The 22071-nt window shown below is 39.4% G+C and carries 19 protein-coding genes and 1 pseudogene; 12 read left to right on the plus strand and 8 right to left on the minus strand.

What is annotated here, in order from left to right; translation table 11 throughout:
• Window positions 1-283: 283 nt before the first annotated feature.
• A pseudogene (locus tag HWQ38_RS17690) lies at window positions 284-594 on the minus strand (hypothetical protein).
• Between the two features lie 77 nt (window positions 595-671).
• Window positions 672-854 carry a hypothetical protein gene (locus HWQ38_RS17695; RefSeq protein ID WP_366933315.1) on the minus strand — a complete coding sequence of 61 codons (183 nt, stop codon included), beginning with the start codon at window positions 852-854 and terminating at the stop codon, window positions 672-674.
• Window positions 855-921: 67 nt separating this feature from the next.
• Here HWQ38_RS17695 and HWQ38_RS17700 point away from each other — a divergent pair, with 67 nt between their 5' ends.
• From HWQ38_RS17700 to HWQ38_RS17710, 3 genes are all read left to right on the plus strand, one after another.
• Entirely contained in the window at window positions 922-1065 is a 144-nt protein-coding gene (locus tag HWQ38_RS17700) for a hypothetical protein (protein WP_292795791.1), read from the plus strand.
• A 317-nt stretch (window positions 1066-1382) separates the two neighbouring features.
• Complete coding sequence (locus HWQ38_RS17705) at window positions 1383-1706, plus strand: phasin family protein (protein ID WP_100901084.1); 324 nt, start codon at window positions 1383-1385, stop codon at window positions 1704-1706.
• A 78-nt stretch (window positions 1707-1784) separates the two neighbouring features.
• Window positions 1785-2306 (plus strand): FKBP-type peptidyl-prolyl cis-trans isomerase, encoded by a 522-nt coding sequence (locus HWQ38_RS17710; protein WP_292795797.1) that lies wholly within the window; start codon window positions 1785-1787, stop codon window positions 2304-2306.
• An 81-nt stretch (window positions 2307-2387) separates the two neighbouring features.
• On the opposite strand, the gene HWQ38_RS17715 is transcribed toward HWQ38_RS17710, so the two are convergent.
• The 3 genes from HWQ38_RS17715 to gloB all read right to left on the minus strand — a co-directional run bounded on the left by HWQ38_RS17715 (window position 2388) and on the right by gloB (window position 6645).
• Entirely contained in the window at window positions 2388-5036 is a 2649-nt protein-coding gene (locus HWQ38_RS17715) for a replicative DNA helicase (protein WP_292795800.1), read from the minus strand.
• 151 nt (window positions 5037-5187) lie between these two features.
• Complete coding sequence (rplI, locus tag HWQ38_RS17720; RefSeq protein ID WP_292795893.1) at window positions 5188-5646, minus strand: 50S ribosomal protein L9; 459 nt, start codon at window positions 5644-5646, stop codon at window positions 5188-5190.
• A 225-nt stretch (window positions 5647-5871) separates the two neighbouring features.
• A complete protein-coding gene (gene gloB / locus HWQ38_RS17725) occupies window positions 5872-6645 on the minus strand; it encodes a hydroxyacylglutathione hydrolase (RefSeq protein ID WP_292795802.1) in 774 nt (257 codons plus the stop codon).
• A 380-nt stretch (window positions 6646-7025) separates the two neighbouring features.
• On the opposite strand from gloB, the gene HWQ38_RS17730 reads away from it, so the two are divergent.
• The 9 genes from HWQ38_RS17730 to HWQ38_RS17770 all read left to right on the plus strand — a co-directional run bounded on the left by HWQ38_RS17730 (window position 7026) and on the right by HWQ38_RS17770 (window position 17943).
• A complete protein-coding gene (locus HWQ38_RS17730; RefSeq protein ID WP_292795805.1) occupies window positions 7026-8033 on the plus strand; it encodes a hypothetical protein in 1008 nt (335 codons plus the stop codon).
• Window positions 8034-8108: 75 nt separating this feature from the next.
• The gene (locus HWQ38_RS17735; protein WP_292795807.1) at window positions 8109-9152 is read left to right on the plus strand and encodes a glycosyltransferase family 2 protein; all 1044 of its coding nucleotides are present in this window, start codon (window positions 8109-8111) and stop codon (window positions 9150-9152) included.
• A gap of 12 nt (window positions 9153-9164) precedes the next feature.
• Complete coding sequence (locus tag HWQ38_RS17740) at window positions 9165-10322, plus strand: glycosyltransferase family 4 protein (protein WP_292795810.1); 1158 nt, start codon at window positions 9165-9167, stop codon at window positions 10320-10322.
• Between the two features lie 171 nt (window positions 10323-10493).
• A complete protein-coding gene (locus tag HWQ38_RS17745; protein WP_292795813.1) occupies window positions 10494-12731 on the plus strand; it encodes an ATP-binding cassette domain-containing protein in 2238 nt (745 codons plus the stop codon).
• Window positions 12732-12796: 65 nt separating this feature from the next.
• Complete coding sequence (locus HWQ38_RS17750) at window positions 12797-14011, plus strand: glycosyltransferase (protein WP_292795816.1); 1215 nt, start codon at window positions 12797-12799, stop codon at window positions 14009-14011.
• 45 nt (window positions 14012-14056) lie between these two features.
• Entirely contained in the window at window positions 14057-15016 is a 960-nt protein-coding gene (locus HWQ38_RS17755; protein ID WP_292795819.1) for a glycosyltransferase family 10, read from the plus strand.
• Between the two features lie 3 nt (window positions 15017-15019).
• Entirely contained in the window at window positions 15020-15997 is a 978-nt protein-coding gene (locus HWQ38_RS17760) for an Npun_R2821/Npun_R2822 family protein (protein ID WP_292795822.1), read from the plus strand.
• A 3-nt stretch (window positions 15998-16000) separates the two neighbouring features.
• Entirely contained in the window at window positions 16001-16891 is an 891-nt protein-coding gene (locus HWQ38_RS17765; protein ID WP_292795824.1) for an Npun_R2821/Npun_R2822 family protein, read from the plus strand.
• A gap of 17 nt (window positions 16892-16908) precedes the next feature.
• Entirely contained in the window at window positions 16909-17943 is a 1035-nt protein-coding gene (locus tag HWQ38_RS17770; protein WP_292795827.1) for an Npun_R2821/Npun_R2822 family protein, read from the plus strand.
• Window positions 17944-17959: 16 nt separating this feature from the next.
• Here the strand turns inward: HWQ38_RS17770 and HWQ38_RS17775 are convergent, their stop codons facing one another.
• The 3 genes from HWQ38_RS17775 to HWQ38_RS17785 all read right to left on the minus strand — a co-directional run bounded on the left by HWQ38_RS17775 (window position 17960) and on the right by HWQ38_RS17785 (window position 21768).
• Window positions 17960-19099 (minus strand): glycosyltransferase family 4 protein, encoded by a 1140-nt coding sequence (locus HWQ38_RS17775; protein ID WP_292795830.1) that lies wholly within the window; start codon window positions 19097-19099, stop codon window positions 17960-17962.
• A 540-nt stretch (window positions 19100-19639) separates the two neighbouring features.
• Window positions 19640-20014 (minus strand): hypothetical protein, encoded by a 375-nt coding sequence (locus HWQ38_RS17780; RefSeq protein WP_292795832.1) that lies wholly within the window; start codon window positions 20012-20014, stop codon window positions 19640-19642.
• Between the two features lie 29 nt (window positions 20015-20043).
• Window positions 20044-21768 carry an AarF/ABC1/UbiB kinase family protein gene (locus HWQ38_RS17785; RefSeq protein WP_292795835.1) on the minus strand — a complete coding sequence of 575 codons (1725 nt, stop codon included), beginning with the start codon at window positions 21766-21768 and terminating at the stop codon, window positions 20044-20046.
• Window positions 21769-22071 lie beyond the last annotated feature (303 nt).

The raw sequence follows: 22071 nt of genomic DNA on the forward strand, positions 1-22071 counted from the left end.
GATTCATTATTCTACTCAAGCCTCCTCATCATCATTTGAGGAGGCTTTTGTTATTACTGAGAATCGTCAAGTTTTGACTAATCAAGCAGAATTACAAAAGATTTCGACGAACCATTTTTTCAGGTTTGGTAAACTTTGAATTTGCTTGTTCTTCTTCCGCCATTACATCCAATGTTAATTTAACTCCCGTATGGTAAACCCGGTTAATCAAAGTAACCGTAGGATTTTTACCTTTAAAAGTTCAAGTTGAAGCAAACTATAGTACAGTATCAACGCTCAAAACTCAACTACCGCTCCAATGTTGTTCAAGCCATCTGAAGGCTCGTTCAATCGGGTTGTATTTACTGTGGTCAGGTGGATAGTAAGCTAATTGGATGTCAGTTGAAATTTCTGGGCAAATTTAAGAATACGAAACATAAATTGAGTTCGCCGAGAGTTATTTTCCGGTCCATTGTCTTGGTTGATAACTATTTTACGAATGTGAGAAAAACGGTCTAGAACACTTAACCACCAATCTTCCAGTGGCTCAACAATACAATCAGCAGTCAGTTTGGACTGAACGAAAAATAAAAATAGCTCACTCTCTTGAGGCAAAAAAATACCGTAGGGAGTTCAAGTTGGACAATCGGAAAAGTCATGATCCAACGCAACAGTCGGGATATATAGTACGTCTATTCCAGTCTAATTCCCTTTCTGCGATTATTTGTCCCTATTTTATTGATTTTCGATTCTCTTGGTGCGTCCATCCAGAAGCGGATAGCCTTGTTCCTAATGAACTGAGTTGTACGAATAGCTTCCTCAATAGCAGCCGTCTGATTTTTGCTGACTACTGCTTTGTAGTCTAATACTAACACTGCGTTACCACCTCTTTGTTTTAGTTTACTATACTCTAAATACAGAGTATTTTTTGGAGGATATCAAGTGGCTAGACAAAGAAAAATGCAGTTTAATGTCACTGAAGAGGAGTATCAAATCCTCAAGGAATACTCGGAGAAAAAAGAACTATCTATGGCTGAAATCCTTAGAGATTATATTAAAACCCTAGCGCCATCTTCCAAGAAATAGCTCATTCCTCATACATAATCATCTCTGTGTTGCCTGCGGCGATTGAATTGTTTACAGAGAAACAATTCAATCGCCGCTATCCATCCCCTGAGCTATAGACCGATGGGGTTTTCCGCGAATCCTGATAAAATATTCGCGGAAATTCAGGGTAACTTTAAACTTGAGGAGTTCTATAACCACGCTCTTTGAACCCTGTGCTTGCTAATTTGCCAAAATAGAGATGTAGGCTAGAATAACTACGCTTTTAGCATAGTTATTCTAGCCTACACTCAGGAGCAAGGGTCGGCTGGTTTGAAATAAGTAAGAGGAAGGAATGTATGGATAGCAACAACTGGTTGCAACAGTTAATGATGGTGGGTCTTGGCACAACGTCTCTAGTAGGAGAAAAACTGCGCCAAGTTAGTGATGATTTAGTTAAAGACGGTAAGCTAAATCCTGAGCAAGCTAAGGCGGTAATAGATGATATTGCCCAGCAGTTAAAGTCGGAACAGGGAAACTTCGATGTCCAAATGCAACGGCAAATGCGAAATATGATGCAGGATTTGGGGGTGGCTCGCCAGTCGGAAGTGGACGAACTGCGGGGCAGAATTGACCGTTTAGAGCGTCAACTCCGTGATTTAGAAAATAAGCTTTGGCGTTAGAATGCCCTTTGTGATTTAAACTAATTGTGTCCTGTTGGTAATGTTTTTGCCAGGATACCTAAGTAAGGAGAACTGATTTTGAAACCTATTTTCCTCAGCGTGGCGTTCATGCTGGTATGTGTCGTGATTTTGGTTGTGGGGCAAGTAAGCAGTAAACAGAATACTGCCATTGCTGCCCAGTTTACCCAAACACCGCCAGCGCCCACAACTGTAACTGAAAATAATACTCTAATTGCGAGCAATACTATGTCTGATGCTAATGTCGTAACTACCCCCTCTGGATTAAAGTACGTCGAGGAAAAAGAGGGGACTGGGGCGACTCCTCAATCTGGACAAACGGTTGAAGTTCACTATGTCGGCACTCTAGAAGATGGTACTAAGTTTGATAGTTCACGTGATCGCGGCCAACCCTTCAGCTTTAAAATTGGCGTTGGACAGGTAATCAAAGGTTGGGACGAAGGACTTAGCACGATGAAAGTAGGCGGTCGTCGTCAGTTAATCATCCCCCCAGAGTTAGGTTATGGCTCTCGTGGTGCTGGTGGCGTGATTCCACCTAACGCCATTCTGCATTTTGATGTGGAATTGCTGGGAGTTAAATAGGAATTGGGGCATTGGGCATTGGACATGGGGCATTCGCTTCTCCCAATCCTCAGTTCCCAATCCCAATCCCCAATTCAATGGCTAAATTTTTAAATTTTGAAACTTTGTAAATTGGGAATTGAACAAAAGTTTCGCAGTACCTGTAGGTCCGTTGCGATGTTTAGCTATAATTACTTCAGCAATGCCGCGATCAGGAGTATCGGGAGAGTAATATTCGTCGCGGTACAACATGATTACTAAATCCGCGTCTTGTTCTATTGAGTTGTGGACTATAATATTATTCGCAACAAAATTATGCAAACCAGGAACCGTAAGATCAAAGACTTCTTCCTCGCCGCTATATTCAATTGAAAGTATCTCGTCCCAATAAACATCACTTTTGGCAAGAGTAACCAGTTTAGATGATTGAACAACGTTGCCGAGTTTTAAAGCTCTTTCTCGACTTAAATTTACTTTGTAAAGAGTAGAGCCACAATACGAAACTCCAATGGAGGCTTGTAATATCCGTGTGGTGAAGCCTATAGCTTGCATCGCCGGTAGAACCTCTATTTTCCAAACATCCTTCGGAATTATATCTCTATTAGGATTGTGAATAGTATTTTCAAGGTGTTGGAAAATATCTTGGAGTGAACGTAGCTTATATTCTCCGACTGCTCCAACATGAATAATAAATAATTGGAGATCAGGCTTACCAGTGATTATTACATGATATTGATTTCTGCCTTTCCCAACTTGAGGAACTGTCCTGAGTGTTGCGTTAATACCAAGTCTTAACAAAAGTGTCTGTATATCAAAAGCTAGTCTCTGGCTACTAGTTGCATAATATGCAATAGGTCTTAAGTTTTTTCCTGCAAGCAATTTTATACAGCCATCTGTACTCCAAAGGTGTCTTAGAAAGCAACCTATTGACTCTTGAGGTTGTGAGAAAAATTCTTGAGGTACAAATTTTTCATAAGACCTTAAACCAAAAATACCGAGAGAGTCTAGCCATTTGGCTATTGGATTTCTGACACGATGAGTTAGATTTTGTGCTGCGGATAAGTAAACTTGATACCATCCATGTTCAGGTGAAATTCTAGGAACAATTGAATCTCCAAAAACTTCTGTTGCCAAGAAAGCAACATTCTGAGCTAAATCTATCTCTCTGGTGGTGTACTGTATGGCATGACGTGGCAATGTACAACCGTCGCCAATTAAATGCCCTAATAATGCGACTTCGGCATAAGTCATTGTTTGTTTACCAGAACTGCAAAGATGTCTTGGTAAACATAGATGTTGTTTAGGAGTTAATTCATCAAGTCTTTTCCAGCCATTAATTGTTAAAAACTTGTGATTACCTGTAGCACGGATTTTTCGGCCTAATCGAGTTGTTAAAGTAAATAGAGGCTTCGTACCTGTGGAAAAAGCATTGCTAACAATTGCCTTTTCTAGGTGCATTGTAGCTTCGTTCAACGCCCAAACTGCAAAACCAGATTTACCTACTAATTCCCTAATTGGTACTTGCAGTCCGCTATCTGGTAATGTCACCAAACTATCGCCTGCTAAACAACCTGATTCTCTCAAATCTGACAACATCGGACGCTTGTTAGTGCGTGCTTCCACCCCTCGACTCAACTGAGATAAAGCAATTACTGGTACAGATAGTTCACGCGCTAAACCTTTGAGTTGACGTGTAATTTTTGATAATTCTTGTACGCGATTATCGCCTGCTCCTTCCATCAATTGTAAGTAATCTATTACAATCAAACCTAATTCAGTTCCCTGTTCTGCTTGCAGTCTTCTTGCCTGACTACGAATTTGTGTAACTGTAATATTCGGCGTGTCGTCAATATAAATCGGCATCTCGGAAAGGATACCAATAGCACGGCTTAAAGGTTCCCACTGTGTTTGGGACAGGCGTCCAGTTCGCAGATAACTACTTTCAATTTGCGCTTCGCTAGCTAATAATCGTTGCGTCAGTTGCTCTTTTGACATTTCCAAGCTGAAAATAGCAACTGGTAATTTATAAGAAGCGGCGATATTATGAGCAAGGTTCAAGCAAAAGGCGGTTTTTCCCATTGATGGCCTGCCAGCGACAATAATCAAATCAGAACGCTGAAAGCCGCTCGTCATGGCATCTAAATCGTAAAATCCGCAGGGAATCCCAGGTAAGGCGATGCCTTGATTTCGATCTTCAATATCCTGGAAATTATTAATTAGAGTATCAGAAATATGAACTAAACCCGATTGGGGACGCTCTTGAGTGACTGAGAATACTTTCTGTTCTGCCTGATCTAAAACAATTGGTAATTCGGTTTCTGTCTCGTAACCAAGATGTACAATTTCATTACCAGCTTTAATTAAGCGCCGCCGCAGGTATTTGTCCATCACTAACCCTGCTAAGGCGTCGATGTTCACGGCTGACACTGTGCGGTCTACCAGAGTTACTAACTTATTTCTGCCACCAATGTGGGCAAGGATATCATGGTCAGTCAGCCAACTTGTGACTGAGAGTAAGTCTGTGGGTTTACCTTGAGCATGGAGCCTCACAGCTGCTTGATAAATATCTTTGTGAGCGCTAATATAAAAAGCTTCTGGAAGGAGGCGATCGCTAACTCGACTAATCGCTTCTGGATCTAGTAAAATACCCCCCAAAATCGCTTCTTCCGCCTCAATATTTTGTGGTGGGAGGCGTAGTTTACCGCCGTAGGCATCGCTACCATCGCCTTGAAAACTCAATTCTTCAGCCATAAACGATTTTAGTTTTGAGATGAAAGCTAGTCGGGAGTTGGGAGTTGGGAGTTAGGAGTTAAGAGTTAGGAGTTAGGAGTTATTATTCACCTTTGCTTCCCTTGCTCCCTCATCCCCCTCATCCCCCTCATCTCCGCGTCCCCCTCCTGAGTTAGCTAGCGACTACTTGAATATTGACTTGCGCCGCTACTTCCGAATACAGCTTGATTTCGGCTTGATAAGTACCAAGGTGGTTAATATCGGGGATGGTAATACCACGCCGATCGACTTCTTGACCGGTGGCTGCCTTAATTGCATCTACAACATCTTGGGTGGTGATAGTACCGAAAATTGCTTCGTTTTCACCAAGTGGCTTGGCAATTGTCAAGCTGCCAACTTTTTCTAAAGATTCTTTTTGCTCAAGAGCTTGTTGTCTGAGTTCTAATTGCCGTTGACGCTCTTGCTCACGACGGCGTTCTACTTGCTTGAGAATACCAGGAGTGGCATTGGTTGCCAATTTCTGGGGAATCAGATAATTACGAGCGTAGCCAGGAGCTACTTCCACTAAGTCGCCAGATTTTCCCAGCTTACTGATATCCTGATTTAAAACTAACTGCACACGTTTCACCATCGGTTTTTGTTTTTCCTGTAAAATCTGATTAATTTGGGTTTGGGCAGCATAGCTCACAATGTCACTGCTGTATTCCAAGCTTCTTTGCCTAAATACCCTAAAGCTTACAGATCCTAGCGAAAGGAAGGGTGCGATCGCAACTATTAGCGCTAAAAAATTGAAGGAATGCCGGGAGTAGGGAGTAGGGGAGATGAGGGAGATGGACTTTTCTCTAATGCCCAATACCTAAAAGTTATTTCTCATTTCCCGTATCCGCGCAAAGGTTTGCACTGCATCGCCACTCTTAACAGTTAATTGTAATGATGGCTGATCCCAACGTAAAAAGGGATTGGTTCGCTTCTCCACTCCAAGCAACGAGGGTATGGTAGCTTCTCCTCGACTACGGTAAGCCTTTACTTCATTGAAGCGCCTTTGTAAGTCGGTGTTGTCACCATCCACAGTTACGGCAAATTGCAGATTTTTTAAGGTATATTCGTGGGCGCACCAAACGCGTGTATCATCGGGTAGCGATCGCAGTTTACTTAAAGAATCCACCATCTGGGTCGGTGTTCCTTCAAACAAGCGACCGCACCCGCCAGAAAATAAAGTATCGCCGCAAAATAAATCGCCTGTCTCACCAGCTTTTTCGGGGGGAAAGTAGTAAACGATGTGAGCGCGGGTATGTCCGGGAACGAAGATAACTTCAGCTATGCGGTCTGCAAACTGGACGCGATCGCCTGATTGCAAAAACACCTGCTGTCCGGGAATTCTACCACGATCCTCGATTCCCCCGTAAACTATCACTTGCGGGAATTCTTCTATTAACTGCTTATTACCACCCACATGATCGTTATGATGGTGGGTGTTGAAAATTGCTACCAATTCAGCTTTTAATTCTGCCAGTTTCTTTAATACTGGTTGAGCCTCAGCTGGATCGACAACAGCAGCAATACGTTGCTGTGCGTCGTACAGCAAAAATATATAGTTGTCTGAGAGTGCCTCAAGACGGATTACCTGCATTACCTTTACCTCCCTTATAAATGAATATCTAGTCTCAAAAAATATCATTTCTACGTGAAATTTCGGTAGACGAACTAGCCAATATGACGTTAGCTTTATTTAGGCTTTTCTTGAAGCTTGATATCTAAGGTTAACTAAAAATATCCACTTTCTGATAATTGATGACAAATTCAAGGCTGATTCATCCTTCCCCTGAAAAAATTCCCAAGTCAGAGATAGCCTATATTAAAACCATTTCCTAGTCTATAAAACTTTAGTTATCGAATAATTATACTGAGAAAGTTTTGTCAACAAAAATCAAGTAATATTTTTTTTAGCGCCAAATATCCCACATCTGATAAAAATTTCATCCAAAACTATATTAACGTTACAAACCTTCTATGTACAAAGAATCTCGTCAACAGGTAATTTCAGCAATTCGGGATGCCGTGAACAACGTCCGATATCCCAAGCGCATCCTTGTTGTGCGACAGTCAGATCACCAGTCTACATACAATGACTACTTTCTTTATTGGGTCAGTCAAAATGTACCTGAGGCAGCACATCTGTTTGAACTCCATTATCTCCCTTGTGAGATAAAAGACTGGGATCGCTATGCACTATTTATACCTTGGTTACAAGATCCCCTCAAAGAAAGATTTCCGCATATTTATCAATATGCCCAACCAATAGAAGCAGAATGTAAAAAACGCAACATTCCCATTGTTAATTCCATTGATAACCTCTCAAATTCAATTAAATCACTGGCAGCACAGAAGATTGGTAGCGTAGAGGGCATTCACACCGCCAAAACAGTGCCGATTACTGATATAGAAACTTTCAAAAAGACACAAGGAGGATTGTCAACTCCCTTCTTTATTCGTGAAGACTGGGTGCATGGCTGTCAAATCTTTTTCGTCCAAAATCTTGATGAGTTGGAAAACATCCCTTTTGAAAAGATGCTTGCCCCGATTGCAGTAGAATTTCTGGATGTTAGGGGAGAAGATGGTCTGTATCGTAAGTATCGCTACTTCGCTATGGGAGATGAAGGTGTCCCTGGCCCTTTAATGGTTTCCAAATCTTGGGAAGTACGCGACAACGATAATCGCGTAATTAATGAATCAATAATAGCAGAGGATATTGCTTATTTCAGTGGAGAAGACCCGAATCATCATCTTTTGCAGCAGGCACGCAAAGCATTAGGTTTTGATTTTATGGCTTTTGATTACAGCTATGACGAACAGAAAAACCTCATTGTCTGGGAACCAAATCCTTTCCCAGTCATTTGGGGTTCACATGACAGTGAACCTGAGAAAAAGTATGCAATGCCATCAAGAGACCGTATCTATACAGCACTTCTCAAATATTACTTGCAGCGTGCCAACATCTCAATCAAAATACCAACTTAGTTTATTTACCAATACTTAATTTTATCCGGCGTGAATTTTGAACTATACCTTTTCAACAAGAAGAGTGTTTAATCAATGACTCCACTTGTTTCAATCGTTGTTACCTGTTTTAATCAAGCCAGCTACCTAGAACGCTCAGTTAAAAGCGTACTATCACAAACATTTACTGACCTTGAATGTATTATGGTAGATGATGGCTCTACTGATAATACCCAAGAAGTTGCTCAACAATTGATCAGTCTAGATTCAAGAGTCAGCTACTTCTATAAAGAAAATGGCGGAGTATCCTCAAGTCGGAATTTTGGCTTTAAACAGGCACAAGGTAAGTGGATTCAGTTTCTAGATGGAGATGATTGGATTCATCAAGATAAAATTAAATTTCAATTAGATCATTTAACTGCCTTGGATGTTCAAGAAAATACCGTTTTTTATACGGATTATGAACGGGTATTTATAGACAAGGAACAGCAAATTATCAACAGAGAGGAAAATATAGTTGGTTCTTTATCAAGAGAGCAATTGATTGAGCGATTACTCATTCCTGATTTTCTAGCTGATTCTTCATTTCCATTACTTCAGCAATGCCTATTGATGAGTAGAGATGTGCAGGATAAAAAAATATTTGATGAGCGCCTAAAAGCTCTGCAAGATAGAGATTTTACAATAGACCTTTTAATTGCCAATGTTAATTTTGTCTACACACCGATGATCGGAGCATATTATACAAAACATCAGTCTAATAGAACTAATAACTGGTCTTATATGAAAGCTTATTATATTTTGTTATATGAGACAGTGTGTAGTAAACATCATGAATTAATCCCTTTATGCCAAGTAGGTATAGATTTTTTGCTTAAAGAAGCAATTAGAGAAAAAGAGCAAGATAATTTTGCTCGGCTAATTAAAATGTTTTCCCCTCCTTTGTACTTATTAAATAAAAAAATCAAAGTTAATCATAGCTATTTACTCAAGCTAATTTATCAAACTCGGCTAATTATTCCCAGCTTTGTATTATATGAAAAATATAGAGGTCCACGATCGCAAAAAATTATCTCGATTTTTTCGCAGTTCATCAACTTGTTTAAAAAATCAAAACGCAGTTATGCAAATAGTGACTAAAGCAATTAATATATGAAAGGAAAAGTTTCGTTAGTTGTCAGTGACTTGTCTGGGGGAGGCTCAGTTAGAGCGTTTTTACTAGCTCAAGTTCTAAAAAAAATCGACTATGAAGTTGAAATTGTCGGATTTTTATTTGGTCAAGAATTGTATGCTATTCCCCCTAGAGAAATACCAGTAGTTGCTATTGATGGTAAAAACTATCCTGAGTTTTTTACTTCAGCTAAAAAACTTTGGCAAAAACTAGATGGCGACATTATTTATGCAGTCAAACCTAAACCGACAAGTTTTGGTGTGTCTCTACTGCATAAATTAGCTAGTCGTCGTCCTTTGCTTTTAGATATGGATGACTGGGAACTTAGCTGGCATGGAGGTTTTGAATGGAAGTATCGCCCCAGTATTAAGCAATTTGGCAGGGACATTTTTAAGAAAAATGGTGCATTGAGATTTCCCGATCATCCACTTTATCTCCAGTGGATGGAAAGTTTAGTATCTCGTGCCGATGAGATTACGATCGATACTCAGTTTCTTCAAGACCGCTTTGGGGGTGTTTATTTGCCTAATGGCAAAGATACCGCCATGTTTGACCCGGAAAAATATAACCCAGAGGTCAGCAGAGAGCGTTATGGTTTGACAAACTATCGAGTTCTGATGTTTCCTGGTGCGCCAAGACCTCACAAGGGAGTTGAAGATGTCTTAATAGCGTTGGATCAGTTGAATCAGCAAGATTTAAAATTAGTAATTGTAGGAGGCAGTCCTTATGATGATTATGATCAACAGCTGATTCAAAAATGGGGACGCTGGATTATCAAGTTGCCAAAATGTCCTGTAGAGGTTATGCCTGATGTTGTAGCAGCTGCTCACGTTGTAGTTGTTCCCCAGCGAGATAGCATAATTGCTCGTGCCCAATTTCCTCTAAAGTTAACAGATGGGATGGCAATGGCTAAACCTGTGTTATCCACACGAGTGGGAGACATTCCCGAAATTTTAGGAGAAACTGGTTATTTAGTTGAACCTAGTTGTCCCCAACAAATTGCTGCACAAATTCAACTAATATTTGCGGATGTAGAACAAGCAAAAGAGCGAGGTAGAAAGGCTAGAGAAAGATGTTTAGAAAAGTACAGCTTAGAAACTATGGCATCTACCTTATCTGAGTTAATTTCCCGCTTGTAAGGATGGTGCATAGTTATAAATCTCTGATTAATCTAGATTTAACTCAATTGAAAATCTCGTAACAGGCAGAGTATATCTATCATGTAAAAATCGCTCTGCATTGATAGAAGTTGTATCTATAACATTTTTTATTCCCGGTATCAAATTATAAATTTATAATCTAAATCCCCAATGTCTAACAACAAACTACTAGTAAAATTTGCTAAACCTTATCCAGCTAGGATATTTTTTACAATCTTGTTCGGATTTTATAGCGCTTTATTTAACGGTGTGGGTACGACACTGATTGTACCAGTAATTCTTCAAATAGTCGGTCAACCTGTAGATTTAACAGGCGCTCCACCAATTATTAAAGCTATTGTCTCTCCCTTTGATCAGGTTCCGCAAAGTTACCGCCTAGCAGTGATGGCTGGCTCAATTATATTTACAATTATTTTAAAAAATTTAGCTGGCTATGTGGGTACTTTGGTGTCGAGCTCTTTAACACGAACCTTGACATCAGATATGCGAGAAGCCGGCTTGAAGTTATTACTAGATATTGACATAGATTATTACAGCAAAATGAAAGTTGGTGATCTAATCAACAGCCTTGGGGGAGAAATTAGTCGTGCTGCTAGTGCTATAGGCGGTGTGATCAGGTTAATCATACTGGCAATTACGATTTTAGTTTTTGTGGCTTTGTTGCTATCAATCTCCTGGCAGTTGACCATTGTCACTACAATGTTGCTAACTTTGGTGACGTTCGTAAATCAGTATGCAATTTACCGCTCAAGAGATTTCGGTGCCCAACTTTCGGAGATGTCTAAAGCCTATTCCATTTCTGTGTTAGAAATGCTAAATGGAATTCGCCTAGTAAAGGCAACTGGAAATGAAAACAGAGAATATAAACGAATTCAAAAGCTAATTCGTGACCGAGAAAAAGCAGATTTTCAGTCTCAGGTAAATTCTGAGGCGATTACACCAGTTAGCGAGGTGACGGGCATTGTCGCCTTAATAATGATTGTCTTTTTGGGTCGTACCTTATTTGCCGACGAGCTTAGTTCCGTCTCAGCCGTTTTGATTACATATTTATTGTTGCTATTGCGACTGCTACCGTTTATTTCTCAGTTAAATACTCTTCGGAGTAGCTTTGCTAATACTGCTTCTAGTGTGGATATTGTCGCTGATTTTTTACGACAAGATAATAAGCCGTTCATGAGTAGCGGGATAATTCCTTATGAGAAATTAAAAGAGGGAGTGCATTTTAAGCACCTCTGTTTTTCCTATCCTAATCATCAAAATATAGTACTTCAAGACGTAGATTTATATTTACCACGCGGTACTACTCTGGCTTTGGTGGGTAGTTCTGGTGCTGGTAAATCAACAATGGCAGACCTCTTACCGAGATTTTATGACCCGACATCTGGCTGTATTACCCTAGACGGAATAGATTTGCGAGATTTCGATTTGAAATCGGTGCGAAAGGCGATGGGAATTGTCAGTCAAGATACGTTTCTCTTTAATGATTCGGTGCGGAACAATATTGCTTATGGACGACCGGAGGCTAGTGATGATCAAATTCTCACAGCCGCAAAGCGAGCAAACGCCTATGAGTTTATTAGCAAATTGCCCCAAGGATTTGATACGCAGGTTGGCGATCGCGGCGTGATGCTATCTGGTGGACAAAGACAAAGATTAGCGATCGCTCGCGCATTACTCCAAAATCCCGAAATTCTGATTTTAGATGAAGCCACCAGCGCTTTAGATACCGTTTCCGAACGCTTAGTACAAGCTGCACTTGATGATTTGAGCCGCGATCGCACCACCCTAGTAATTGCTCACCGCCTTTCCACAGTCCAAAAAGCCGATCAAATCGCCGTCTTAGACCAAGGAAGTGTAGTAGAAATCGGCACCCATAAAGAACTTTTACAAAAAGGTAGTTACTACTCACGCCTCTACTCAATGCAATTTACTGATCAGCCGGAAATTTCCACCAGAACTAATCCCAGCTTTAACCAAATTTCTCACGAACTGCGGACAAGGCTTAACTCCATGATTGGTTTCCTCGGACTATTAGTTGATGATTTAGTAGAGAATTCCGAAGAGCGGCAGGAATTAATTGAGGAATCATACAATTCAGCCTTAAGAGTTCTCAACGCCATTGATGTCTTCGACGATGTAGTTAACCTGAAAATTAACCAGCAGTTCTCGTCAGATGTAGACCAAAATCAAAATGGAAATAACCAGTATCAAAACTTTAGTTATATATCATCTGAGTTTCACACACGTCTCTATCCCCTCCTGATCTCTCTGCACTTGCTAGTCGATAAATTAGAATCCGAACCCCAAAAAGAAAATCGATTAATTGCAGAATCTTATCACTCTGCTATTTACTTACTAGATACATTAAAGCTTTTTGAGAATAGATAATTTGAGTTAATGCAATTAACAAAAGCATTTTTAACAAAATCTTGAAAAACCTATAATCAAAAACAATGATAAATTATTCAAAAAAAAATCAATATATTTTTTACACCGGAGAGCCATCACTACAACCAGACACAGCACACGAAATTCATGATGTTCTGTGTGCCAATGCAGCAGCTAATTTAGGCTACTCCTCAGTTTTAATCTATCCAGATAAAAAATCTTCTGTTAATCTACTATCGTTAATTTATCCTTATCAACCCAAAAGACCCCACAGAGAATTTATCGAATTTTACGATGTTCAAGAAAAGCTCAAAATTGCTGCATTGCCAATGCCTTGGCCTATTGATAAAATAGGTGGTAAATTTACTAACTCCAATACAGTAGTAACCAAATATTATTTACCGATTCATATCCTGCCTAATGCTAAAGTTATCCACACACGGGATTGGAACTTTGTCAAGGCCGCAGTCAAAAATGAAATTCCTACTATCTATGAACGTCACTACTTTCAAGACCAAAAATTTGAGCCGGAAATTCTCCACAGTCCTTATTTTAAAATAGCCATAACTCAGTCTGAACCCATCCGGCAAAGCTTAATAGAATATGGCATGCCATCGGAAAAAGTCGTTTGGCTACATAACGGATTCAATCAATCATTTTCAGTCAGACAGCCCCAAGAAGCCGAAACATGGCGTCAAGAATTGCTTATAAATGGACGTAAGCATTTAGTTGTCTATTCCGGTGCTTTGTATCCTTTCAAAGGTGTTAATCTCTTAATTGATTCTGCTAAAGAATTGCCACAAATTCAGTTTGTAATCACAGGAGGTACAGAAGCACAGGTGCAAGCATACCAACAACTAGCCAGAGAGAAAAATGTAGAAAACGTTAAATTATTAGGCTGGATACTTCCACGGGAACGATTAGTCAGCTTGTTTCAAGCAGCTGATATTTTAGTTCATCCTCACTGCGCTGGAAAATCAGCAGATTTCACGAATCCAGTTAAGTTTTTTCAGTATATGGCTGCTGGCACTCCTATAGTTGCAACTGAGATTCCACCTTTAATGGAATTCAAGACATCACCTTTAATTGCCAGTTGGTGTACGCCAGATAACCCGCATAAACTTGCCCAATCTATTCAACATACTTTAGAAACCTATCCCAGAAAAATAGAGGGTTATGCAGCTAGTATAGATTTTGCCCAGCAATTTTCTTGGGAGAATAGAATTACCAAAATATTAAGCTACTTAGAAGAAGATCAGCGTCCACCAATTCTGGGATGACGGTACAAAAATTAACTGAAAACTAACTACGAATAAATACGATTTATGACTATCAAAACTGTTGGCATGATTAGCAGCTATTCAGGTCTTGCTAAAACCAGAGATTGGTTATGGCAACAAACCCCGCACTCCTTTGGTGTTTGGGACAACATCCAAATGTTGAAAATAGCGGAAAAGCCAGACTTTCTGTTGCTATATCAGTTTGATTTTCCCCAACCATCCCCACAACCATCTTGGTTAGATATTGTTCGTAAACGACAACAAAAACCAGAAATAAATATAGAATCTCTATTATGTGGTGTGCCGAAAGAGCGGATTATTTATTCTCTCCGCGAACCGCCTTTAAACGAGATTGTAGAAATAAATAAGCGGAATTATCAGGAAGCTCAAAAGTATTGTGGTCATGTTTCTGGCCCCGATGACTTTGCGCCCAATCCCGATTATATGCCTGCTATTTGGTATCATGGCAAATCATTTGAGGATTTAAATGAAATGCCAACGCCGGAAAAAATTGCCCCATGCAGTTGGATTACTTCGGGAATTAACCGGACAGCTAACCATCGCGAGCGCTTAGACTTTTTGAAATCATTGCAAGCCAGCGAGACTAAGTTCGATTTGTATGGGCGGGACTTACCTGCATGGTCACCAACAAAAGGTGAACTTGGTCACAAATGGCATGGAATGGCACCATACTACTACAATCTGGCAATTGAAAACTATGCAGAAAATAGTTGGTATGTAAGTGAGAAACTTTGGGATAGTTTACTTGCTTGGTGTCTACCAATTTATTATGGTGGACCGGCGGCTGATAAATTATTGCCACCCGGTAGTTTTTTGCGGTTGCCCAGTTTAGATGAAAAAGGCATTGCCTACATCCAAGAAGTGACAGCTACACCTGATGCTTGGTATGCTGCTAAAGATGCGATCGCAGAAGCACGTCAAATCATTTTACGCAAATTAAACTTACTTAACTGGTTGTCAAACTTTGTTGCTCAACACTCATAAATTATGAATGGTATTTGTACCCTTGGCAATGATTATGTTTTCGATCAACTGGTGGCTTTGCTCAACAGCATTGATGTTATCTTGGGTTCAGAAACTCCTGTTTGTATCTATCCTTTCGATGATCAAACACAACGAATTGCTAATGAAATAGCTAAACGCCCTAATGTATTTCTTTACGATAATCAAGAATCAATCAATCGCTGGGATCAATTTATGCTAGAGGCCAGTCCTGCTAGTATGAACAAAAATAAATACAGAATTTATGGTGGTCATCGACGATTTTGTGCATTTGATGGGCCTTTTGATCGATTTGTTTATTTGGATGCTGATACTCTAGTGATGAATTCACTAGATTTTATTTTTCAGAAATTAGATGAATATAACTGTGTTGTCTACGATTTTCAGTTTAAACATCCAGATAAAGTTTATAAAATTCCTTCAGTTAAACTACTACAAGTTTTTGATGAAAATCGCATTAAAACAGAAATATTTTGTTCAGGATTTTACGCTTCTAAAAAAGGACTGTTTGAACCAGATAAATTAGATAAATTGTTATCTTATTTAAGAGCAGGTGAGAGGGAAATACTCTATCCAACAGGAGATCAACCAGTTATCAACTATATGTTTATGAGGTCTGACATTCCAGTTTATAACTTTGCCCATCACTTACCAAATCATCAAATTACAGGAAACTCTGTTACTTCTGAACATTTTGAAGAAAAAGATAAAATTCTTTATGACAAAGGTAATCGCCTAACTTACCTTCATTACATTGGGATTCCTCCTAATATCAATCAAGCAGTCTGTGCAGGAGAAAATCTTGAGTTTCCCTATCGAGATTTATTTCTCTATTATCGTTATTTACACGAACCAGAGAAGCGTCCAGTCTTTAAAAATCCTCCGAAGAATTATAATGACGCTCCAACACCAAATTTACTTACAAGAGCTTTGCGAAAACTTAAGTTAATTAACCAAGGATAATTTATGAGTAGGGGCATTTATATAGTTGCTAATGACCGCGTTATTGATAATGCGATCGCTTTACTCAATAGCATTCGTTACTATGACCCAGAAGTGACCGTTTATCTCATACCTTTTAATGAAAATTATCACAAAGTAGCAGAACAGCTTGCTACCTTACACAACGTCCAAATCTTCCCAGATTTAGAACTTATTGATACATTTACGAAACGCATCGGAGAAATTTTTGATCGAGATTTCCTCGCCTTACCCAACAAAATGCGTAAACTAGTGGCGTGGTTTGGGCCTTTAGATGAATTTATTTATATTGATACGGATATTGTCGTTTTTGAAAAAATCGCCGACAATTTAGACAAGCTTTCAGAAGTTGATTTCTTCTGCTGTGATTACCACCATGCTAATGATAAGCTGCGAAATATCTTTTCCCCATTTGTGAAAGAGCAGCAAATTTTTTCCGATGCTCAACTTCAAGACGTTTTCAACAGTGGCTTTTGGAGTTCGAGAAAAGGAATTATTACCGAACAGCAAATGGATGAAGCTTTGCGTGAGTGTGCAGCACATCGAGAATATTTCGATTTTTCGGAAGGAGTTACAGACCAACCAATTTTAAATTATCTTGTTCTCAAACTAATTTCTAAACGTGGAAATCTCGTCAAAATTCCTGGGGGAGGGCCTGGTAGTTGGGCGGGTTCACAAAATTTCCAACAGCAAGACTACGCCCTCTATGACCGAGGAAAACGACTAAAATATCTCCACTGGGCTGGTACGCGGATGAAAAGTGGTTGTCCCTATTGGCAATTGTGGGAACACTATCGCTATCTCCATCAGGGCAAATTGGCTTTCATCCCCAAACTGACTCGCCGTTTATTTCCCTTTGTTGCTGCCCATAGTTAATATTAGGAGTATCCCCAATGAGCGATGGCATTTACATCTTAGCGAATGATGTTGTCTATGATCAATTAGTTGCATTGCTCAATAGTATAGAAGCTAATGCTGGTAGAAAAATCCCTGTTTGTGTAATTCCATATAATGATCAGTTAGACAAAGTAAAGGCAGAGATTGCATCTAGAGATAATGTCACTTTATTTGAAGACTCTGATTCCATAGACTACTGGGATAACTTTGCTACCCAGATATGGAAAAATTACCCTAGAGCACAAAAAACTTGGCGAGAGTGGGGCTTCCCAGAACTCTATGTTCTACCAATGCACCGCAAATTGTGTGCTGTGGATGGTTCCTTTGATAGATTTATTTATTTTGATGCAGATACCTTGTTAATGGGGCCTGTAGATTATGTATATGAAAAATTAGATGCCTATGATTGGGTAGTCAATGATTTTCAGTATAAGTCTGATTTAAAATTTATTTTTGATGGTTCGGCAGAGCAGATGCAGCAAGTTTTCAACTCAGATAACTTGCAATCTAAAGTATTTTGTGCTGGTTGGTTTGCTACTCAGAAAAATATTTTTTCTAAAGCTTTAAGAGGCGACTTACTCGACAAACTAATAGCGGGTGAAGCTGAAGTGATGTGTTGTTTAGGTCCTGACCAATCTTTATTTAACTACATGGTGTTGAAAAGTGCAATTTCCTATTATAACTTTGCTTTTCATGACTGCGAACAAGCAACTGGTAATCACTGGAGTTCTCAATTTGATGTGGTAGATAATATCCTATACGACCAAGGTCGGAGGTTGACATACTTACACTATATGAGTATATCTTCTTCAGCTTTTACGAGGCTTTGTGGGAGTGAAGATGTTGATATTCCTTACCGCGATGTTTTCTTGTATTACCGCTATTTAAAATCGCCTGAAAAACGTCCTCAAAGCTTTACCCACCCTAGCCAGCTAACGCTGATGCAAAAGTCTATTATCAGTTTTATTCAGCAAAAAGTCAATAATATTAAGCTAAAATATCGTAACTTTAAGGATAAAATTACTCAATAATTGTGCAAAAATTAACTTAGAAGTTTTTTATTGAATTAGCTACTATGTGAATCATCTCAACATAGCTTGACAGCAATTTAGCCCAGCTAAAACGCTCATAAATGAACTTATGACGCTGATAAAATTTAGATTTATCTCCATTTTCGGATAGTACTTGACTAATTAAATCTGCCAAACTTCTCTTGTGTGTAAAATCGCCAAAATACCCTTCCTTTTCAAAGATGTAACGGGTGATGCCATAATCATGAACTATACAGGGTAAGCCGTATGACATTGCCTCTAAAAACACCCTTCCTAGTCCTTCGCTGAGGGAAACTAACACGAAAGCATCTGCAATTTTATAGTAGTTTGCAACTTCATTAGAGGCTACGGTTCTCCCTTGAAAATTTTCAGCGCCCAATAAGCTGTTACCTAGTTCAATAATTTCGGTTGAACTTCCATCCTGTTGGCCTAGCAGCAAAAGGTAAGGACGTGGTTCAGGTAAACTAGCAACTTCACGAATTAAATAATCCATACGCTTAGGTTTTTTGCTGATGTAACCTACTGAAAGAATTAAAGGTGTTTTCTCAGGTAGTCCTAGTTTATTTCTTAAAGCCTCTTTTTCAGAAGGCAAAAGTATTTGTAATTCAGCAGGTATTTCCGTCCCATAAGTAACTAGAGTTTGTTTCTGAGCAGGTATCCCTGCTTTTAAACAGTACTGAAGATGCTGAGGAGCAATTTGTTGTATAAAGTCACAGTTGGCAAAAATAGGAGACTTTGATCCGAGTGGCCCACCATTACAAAAAAGTAATTTATAGCTTTGTTTGGTAAAACGCCGCCAATGCGCGAGAAAATTACCAATGTCGTTATCACTAAAGTAAATTACATCTGGTTTCTCTGTTTGGATGTGTGGTATGAGACTCAAAAAAAAGGATATTTGCTCTACAAAATAGTTACTAGTTTTAGTGTATTTAGCTATCCTACAGGCTGTTCTAGTATCACGGGGGAAATTCCACAAAGGAATTTCTTTTGCTTTTGCTTTTCCACCACCTTTAAAAAGGATTATATCTAGAGAAGGCTCTTTTGATAGTGCCTGAAATGCTTGTTCGGCAAAAGACTCATATCCCCGCATAACGTGACCAAGACCTGTACATATCAAAAAGACTTTAAGTTTCATGATTTTAATCTTTAGTTACAAATAATATGTTTCAAAAAATAGATGTGCAATTTCTAGCATTTTTCGGTTGTGGTGCAATACACCCTGATAAGGGAAAGGGGCTAGATTAGTGTATTCCATCCACATCAAAACTGCTGTAATTATTTCAAAGCAGAAATACCTTGCATCTGCTGATTAGCGGTAATAAAAATTAAAGTTACTCAATGCTGCCAGTCTTAAACACAACGAACGATAGTAATAGTCGATAAATCTATCTATCCGACTATCCGATTTCAATTAAACACTATATTTACATATATAATGCGGGTAGTGACTACTGTAATAATACCTATTTTTATCCGATTACCAAATCCCATCTAAGTCCTAACAGATATGAAGACGTGATTAATAGCATCTCTACAAAGCCTTGACAAATCCTGATCCAAAAAGTATAAATGCTCACCAGTGATGGTGAGCATTTAGGTTGATTTGTATATTAGTAAACTGTCCTAGATATCAATACAGTTCAGTCAATAAGAACTTAACCATATTGTTTTAAATCTATGACATAGAATCTAAATCTAAAGATTGCATTCCTTCGCGTTCTATAAATGTCATCATACTTCCCAGCTGCAACCAAACTAATAAACAAGTAAACAGACTAATTGGTAGACCTACTCCTAAAGCTAAAGAGGAGGGGAAGCCAAATATTTCTAAACCTGAAGACAGAAATAGACAAGTACCGCCAGTTATGCCGATAAATGGCACAAGTAATTGTTTGAGTGAGGAACGGGGCTTAGTATTTTCTGTACGTTCGCTTGGCCATTTCTGCACAATAACTTTCAAAGTGCCAGATAATGCCAAACCAGATGTTAATGCTGTCAGAAAGCCAACAAGTAACAGAAAATAAGGGGGTTGCAGAGGAAAATAGTACATGAAAACTCCTGATTTATATTAAAGATTTTTTACTTTTTATTTGTTGATTGGTTTCCAGTAAAAGACTCCAGGAATATAGCTTTTGGGAGGATAGCAGCTGCGCCTTCTTTGGATAACTCTGTTAAAATGCTGATCGCTATATTTAATAAACGATCCGGTTTTAAGTCATCTTTAACGAGATTCCACAGGCGTTGGACATCTTCGGTGTGCAGGCGGTCATCTTCGGTGAGAGCAAGCACCATCTGTCGCCGCAGAAACTTGCCTTCTTCCGATATTAAATATTGGAACCCCATCTGGGCTGTGGGCAATACATCAAAGTTGTTATCAGTACGAGCGATCGCAATTAAATTCTCTAACCGCTGCCACTGAAATTTACCATCTTTGAATAACACATTCAATAATCGCCGCTGTAAGTCGGCCGATTCCCCTGTCAGCAACCGCCGTGCTATATAAGGATAACCGACTTCAACAATTTTGAAATTCGGGTTGAGGCTAAGGGCAATACCTTCTTGAGTCACAAGGGAACGAATAATCAAAGCAAACTTCGCCGGAACTCGGAAAGGATATTCATACATCAGTTCCGAGAATTCATCGGTAATAGTTTTAAAGTTAAAATCCTTGACATTTTTGCCAATAGCGTTTCCTAGCACCGCTTCTAATGCTGGCACTATCGGGCAAATATTCGTGTCTGGAGTCAAAAATCCCAATTTGACAAAATCTTCGGCTAAGTCGGTATAGTCTTTATTCACCAAATGCACTAGCGCATCTACCAGCGTTTCTTTGGTGGTTTCCTCCAACTGATCCATCATGCCGAAATCAATGTAAGCCATACGTCCATCAGGCATCGCAAACAAATTGCCGGGATGGGGGTCAGCATGGAAGAAGCCGTATTGTAAGAGCTGTTGCAATCCTGAAGTTACACCAATTTGGATGATCCCTTCTGGGTCTAAACCTGCTTCACGAATGCGTTTAGTGTCTGTCAGCTTGAAGCCATTAATCCATTCCAGGGTTAAAACGTGGGTATTGGTGTAACGCCAGTAAATGCCTGGAACTTTTACTTGCGGGTCGTTGCGGAAGTTGAGAGCAAATTTTTCGGCGTTGCGGCCTTCATTAATATAGTCAATTTCCTCAAATAACTTTGTGCCAAACTCGTCCACAATTAAAGTTAGGTTGTGACCGAGATTTAAAGGCAACCAGGGAGCTAGCCAACCTGCTCCCCAACGCATCAGATATAGGTCACGTGTGATTACTGGGTGTAAGTTTGGGCGTTGCACTTTGACTGCGACTTCTTCACCACTGACCAGACGACCACGGTATACCTGACCCAAGCTAGCAGCAGCTACTGGGTTAGGTGACAGTTCGCTAAAACTTTCGTGAATCGGGCGGTCTAGTTCAGTTTCGATAATCTGGTAAGCGATCGCATTATCGAAAGCTGGTAACTGATCTTGTAACTTGATCAGTTCTTCTAAAAAATCTTTGCGTATCAGGTCAGGCCGGGTGGAGAGGGCTTGACCAACTTTAATAAAAGTCGGGCCCAGTGCGGTGAGCAGTTCTCGCAACTGGATAGCTCGTTTACCCTTGTTCTGCTCAACTTGATCTTGCCATTCGTCCCACTTCAGACTGAGTATAAATCCTGCAAAAGACCAGATAATTCTCAGCAGTCGCCCCCAAGCTAACCAGGGACGGTAACTATAGTAGCGAGCGATCGCATCTGGATTATAGAGTTGTAGCTGAGTAGGTTGAAACTGACCCACGCCTTTATTTGCCTCTTCAACTGAAAAATTTACAATGATTGTTTTTCTCCTAAGCCACAAGTTAGTTGCAAGTTTAGGATAGCGGTAGTCTTTTATCTAAAACAACTAGAACTTTACCCTTTGGGGATAGTGTTCGAGACGTTTTTAGCTGATGTTACTGCCTAGATTTATTTATCTTTATTCTTAATTATACTTTATAAAACTACAACTAATTACTCCAGTTTCCGATGATTTTATCTTTTCTTAATTATACTTTATGTAAATATAAATATTTAATATGCAAATTTCCGGAGCATATGAGAA

Source organism: Nostoc sp. NMS7 (assembly GCF_017115085.1).
In the GTDB taxonomy this organism is placed as follows: Bacteria; Cyanobacteriota; Cyanobacteriia; order Cyanobacteriales; family Nostocaceae; genus Nostoc.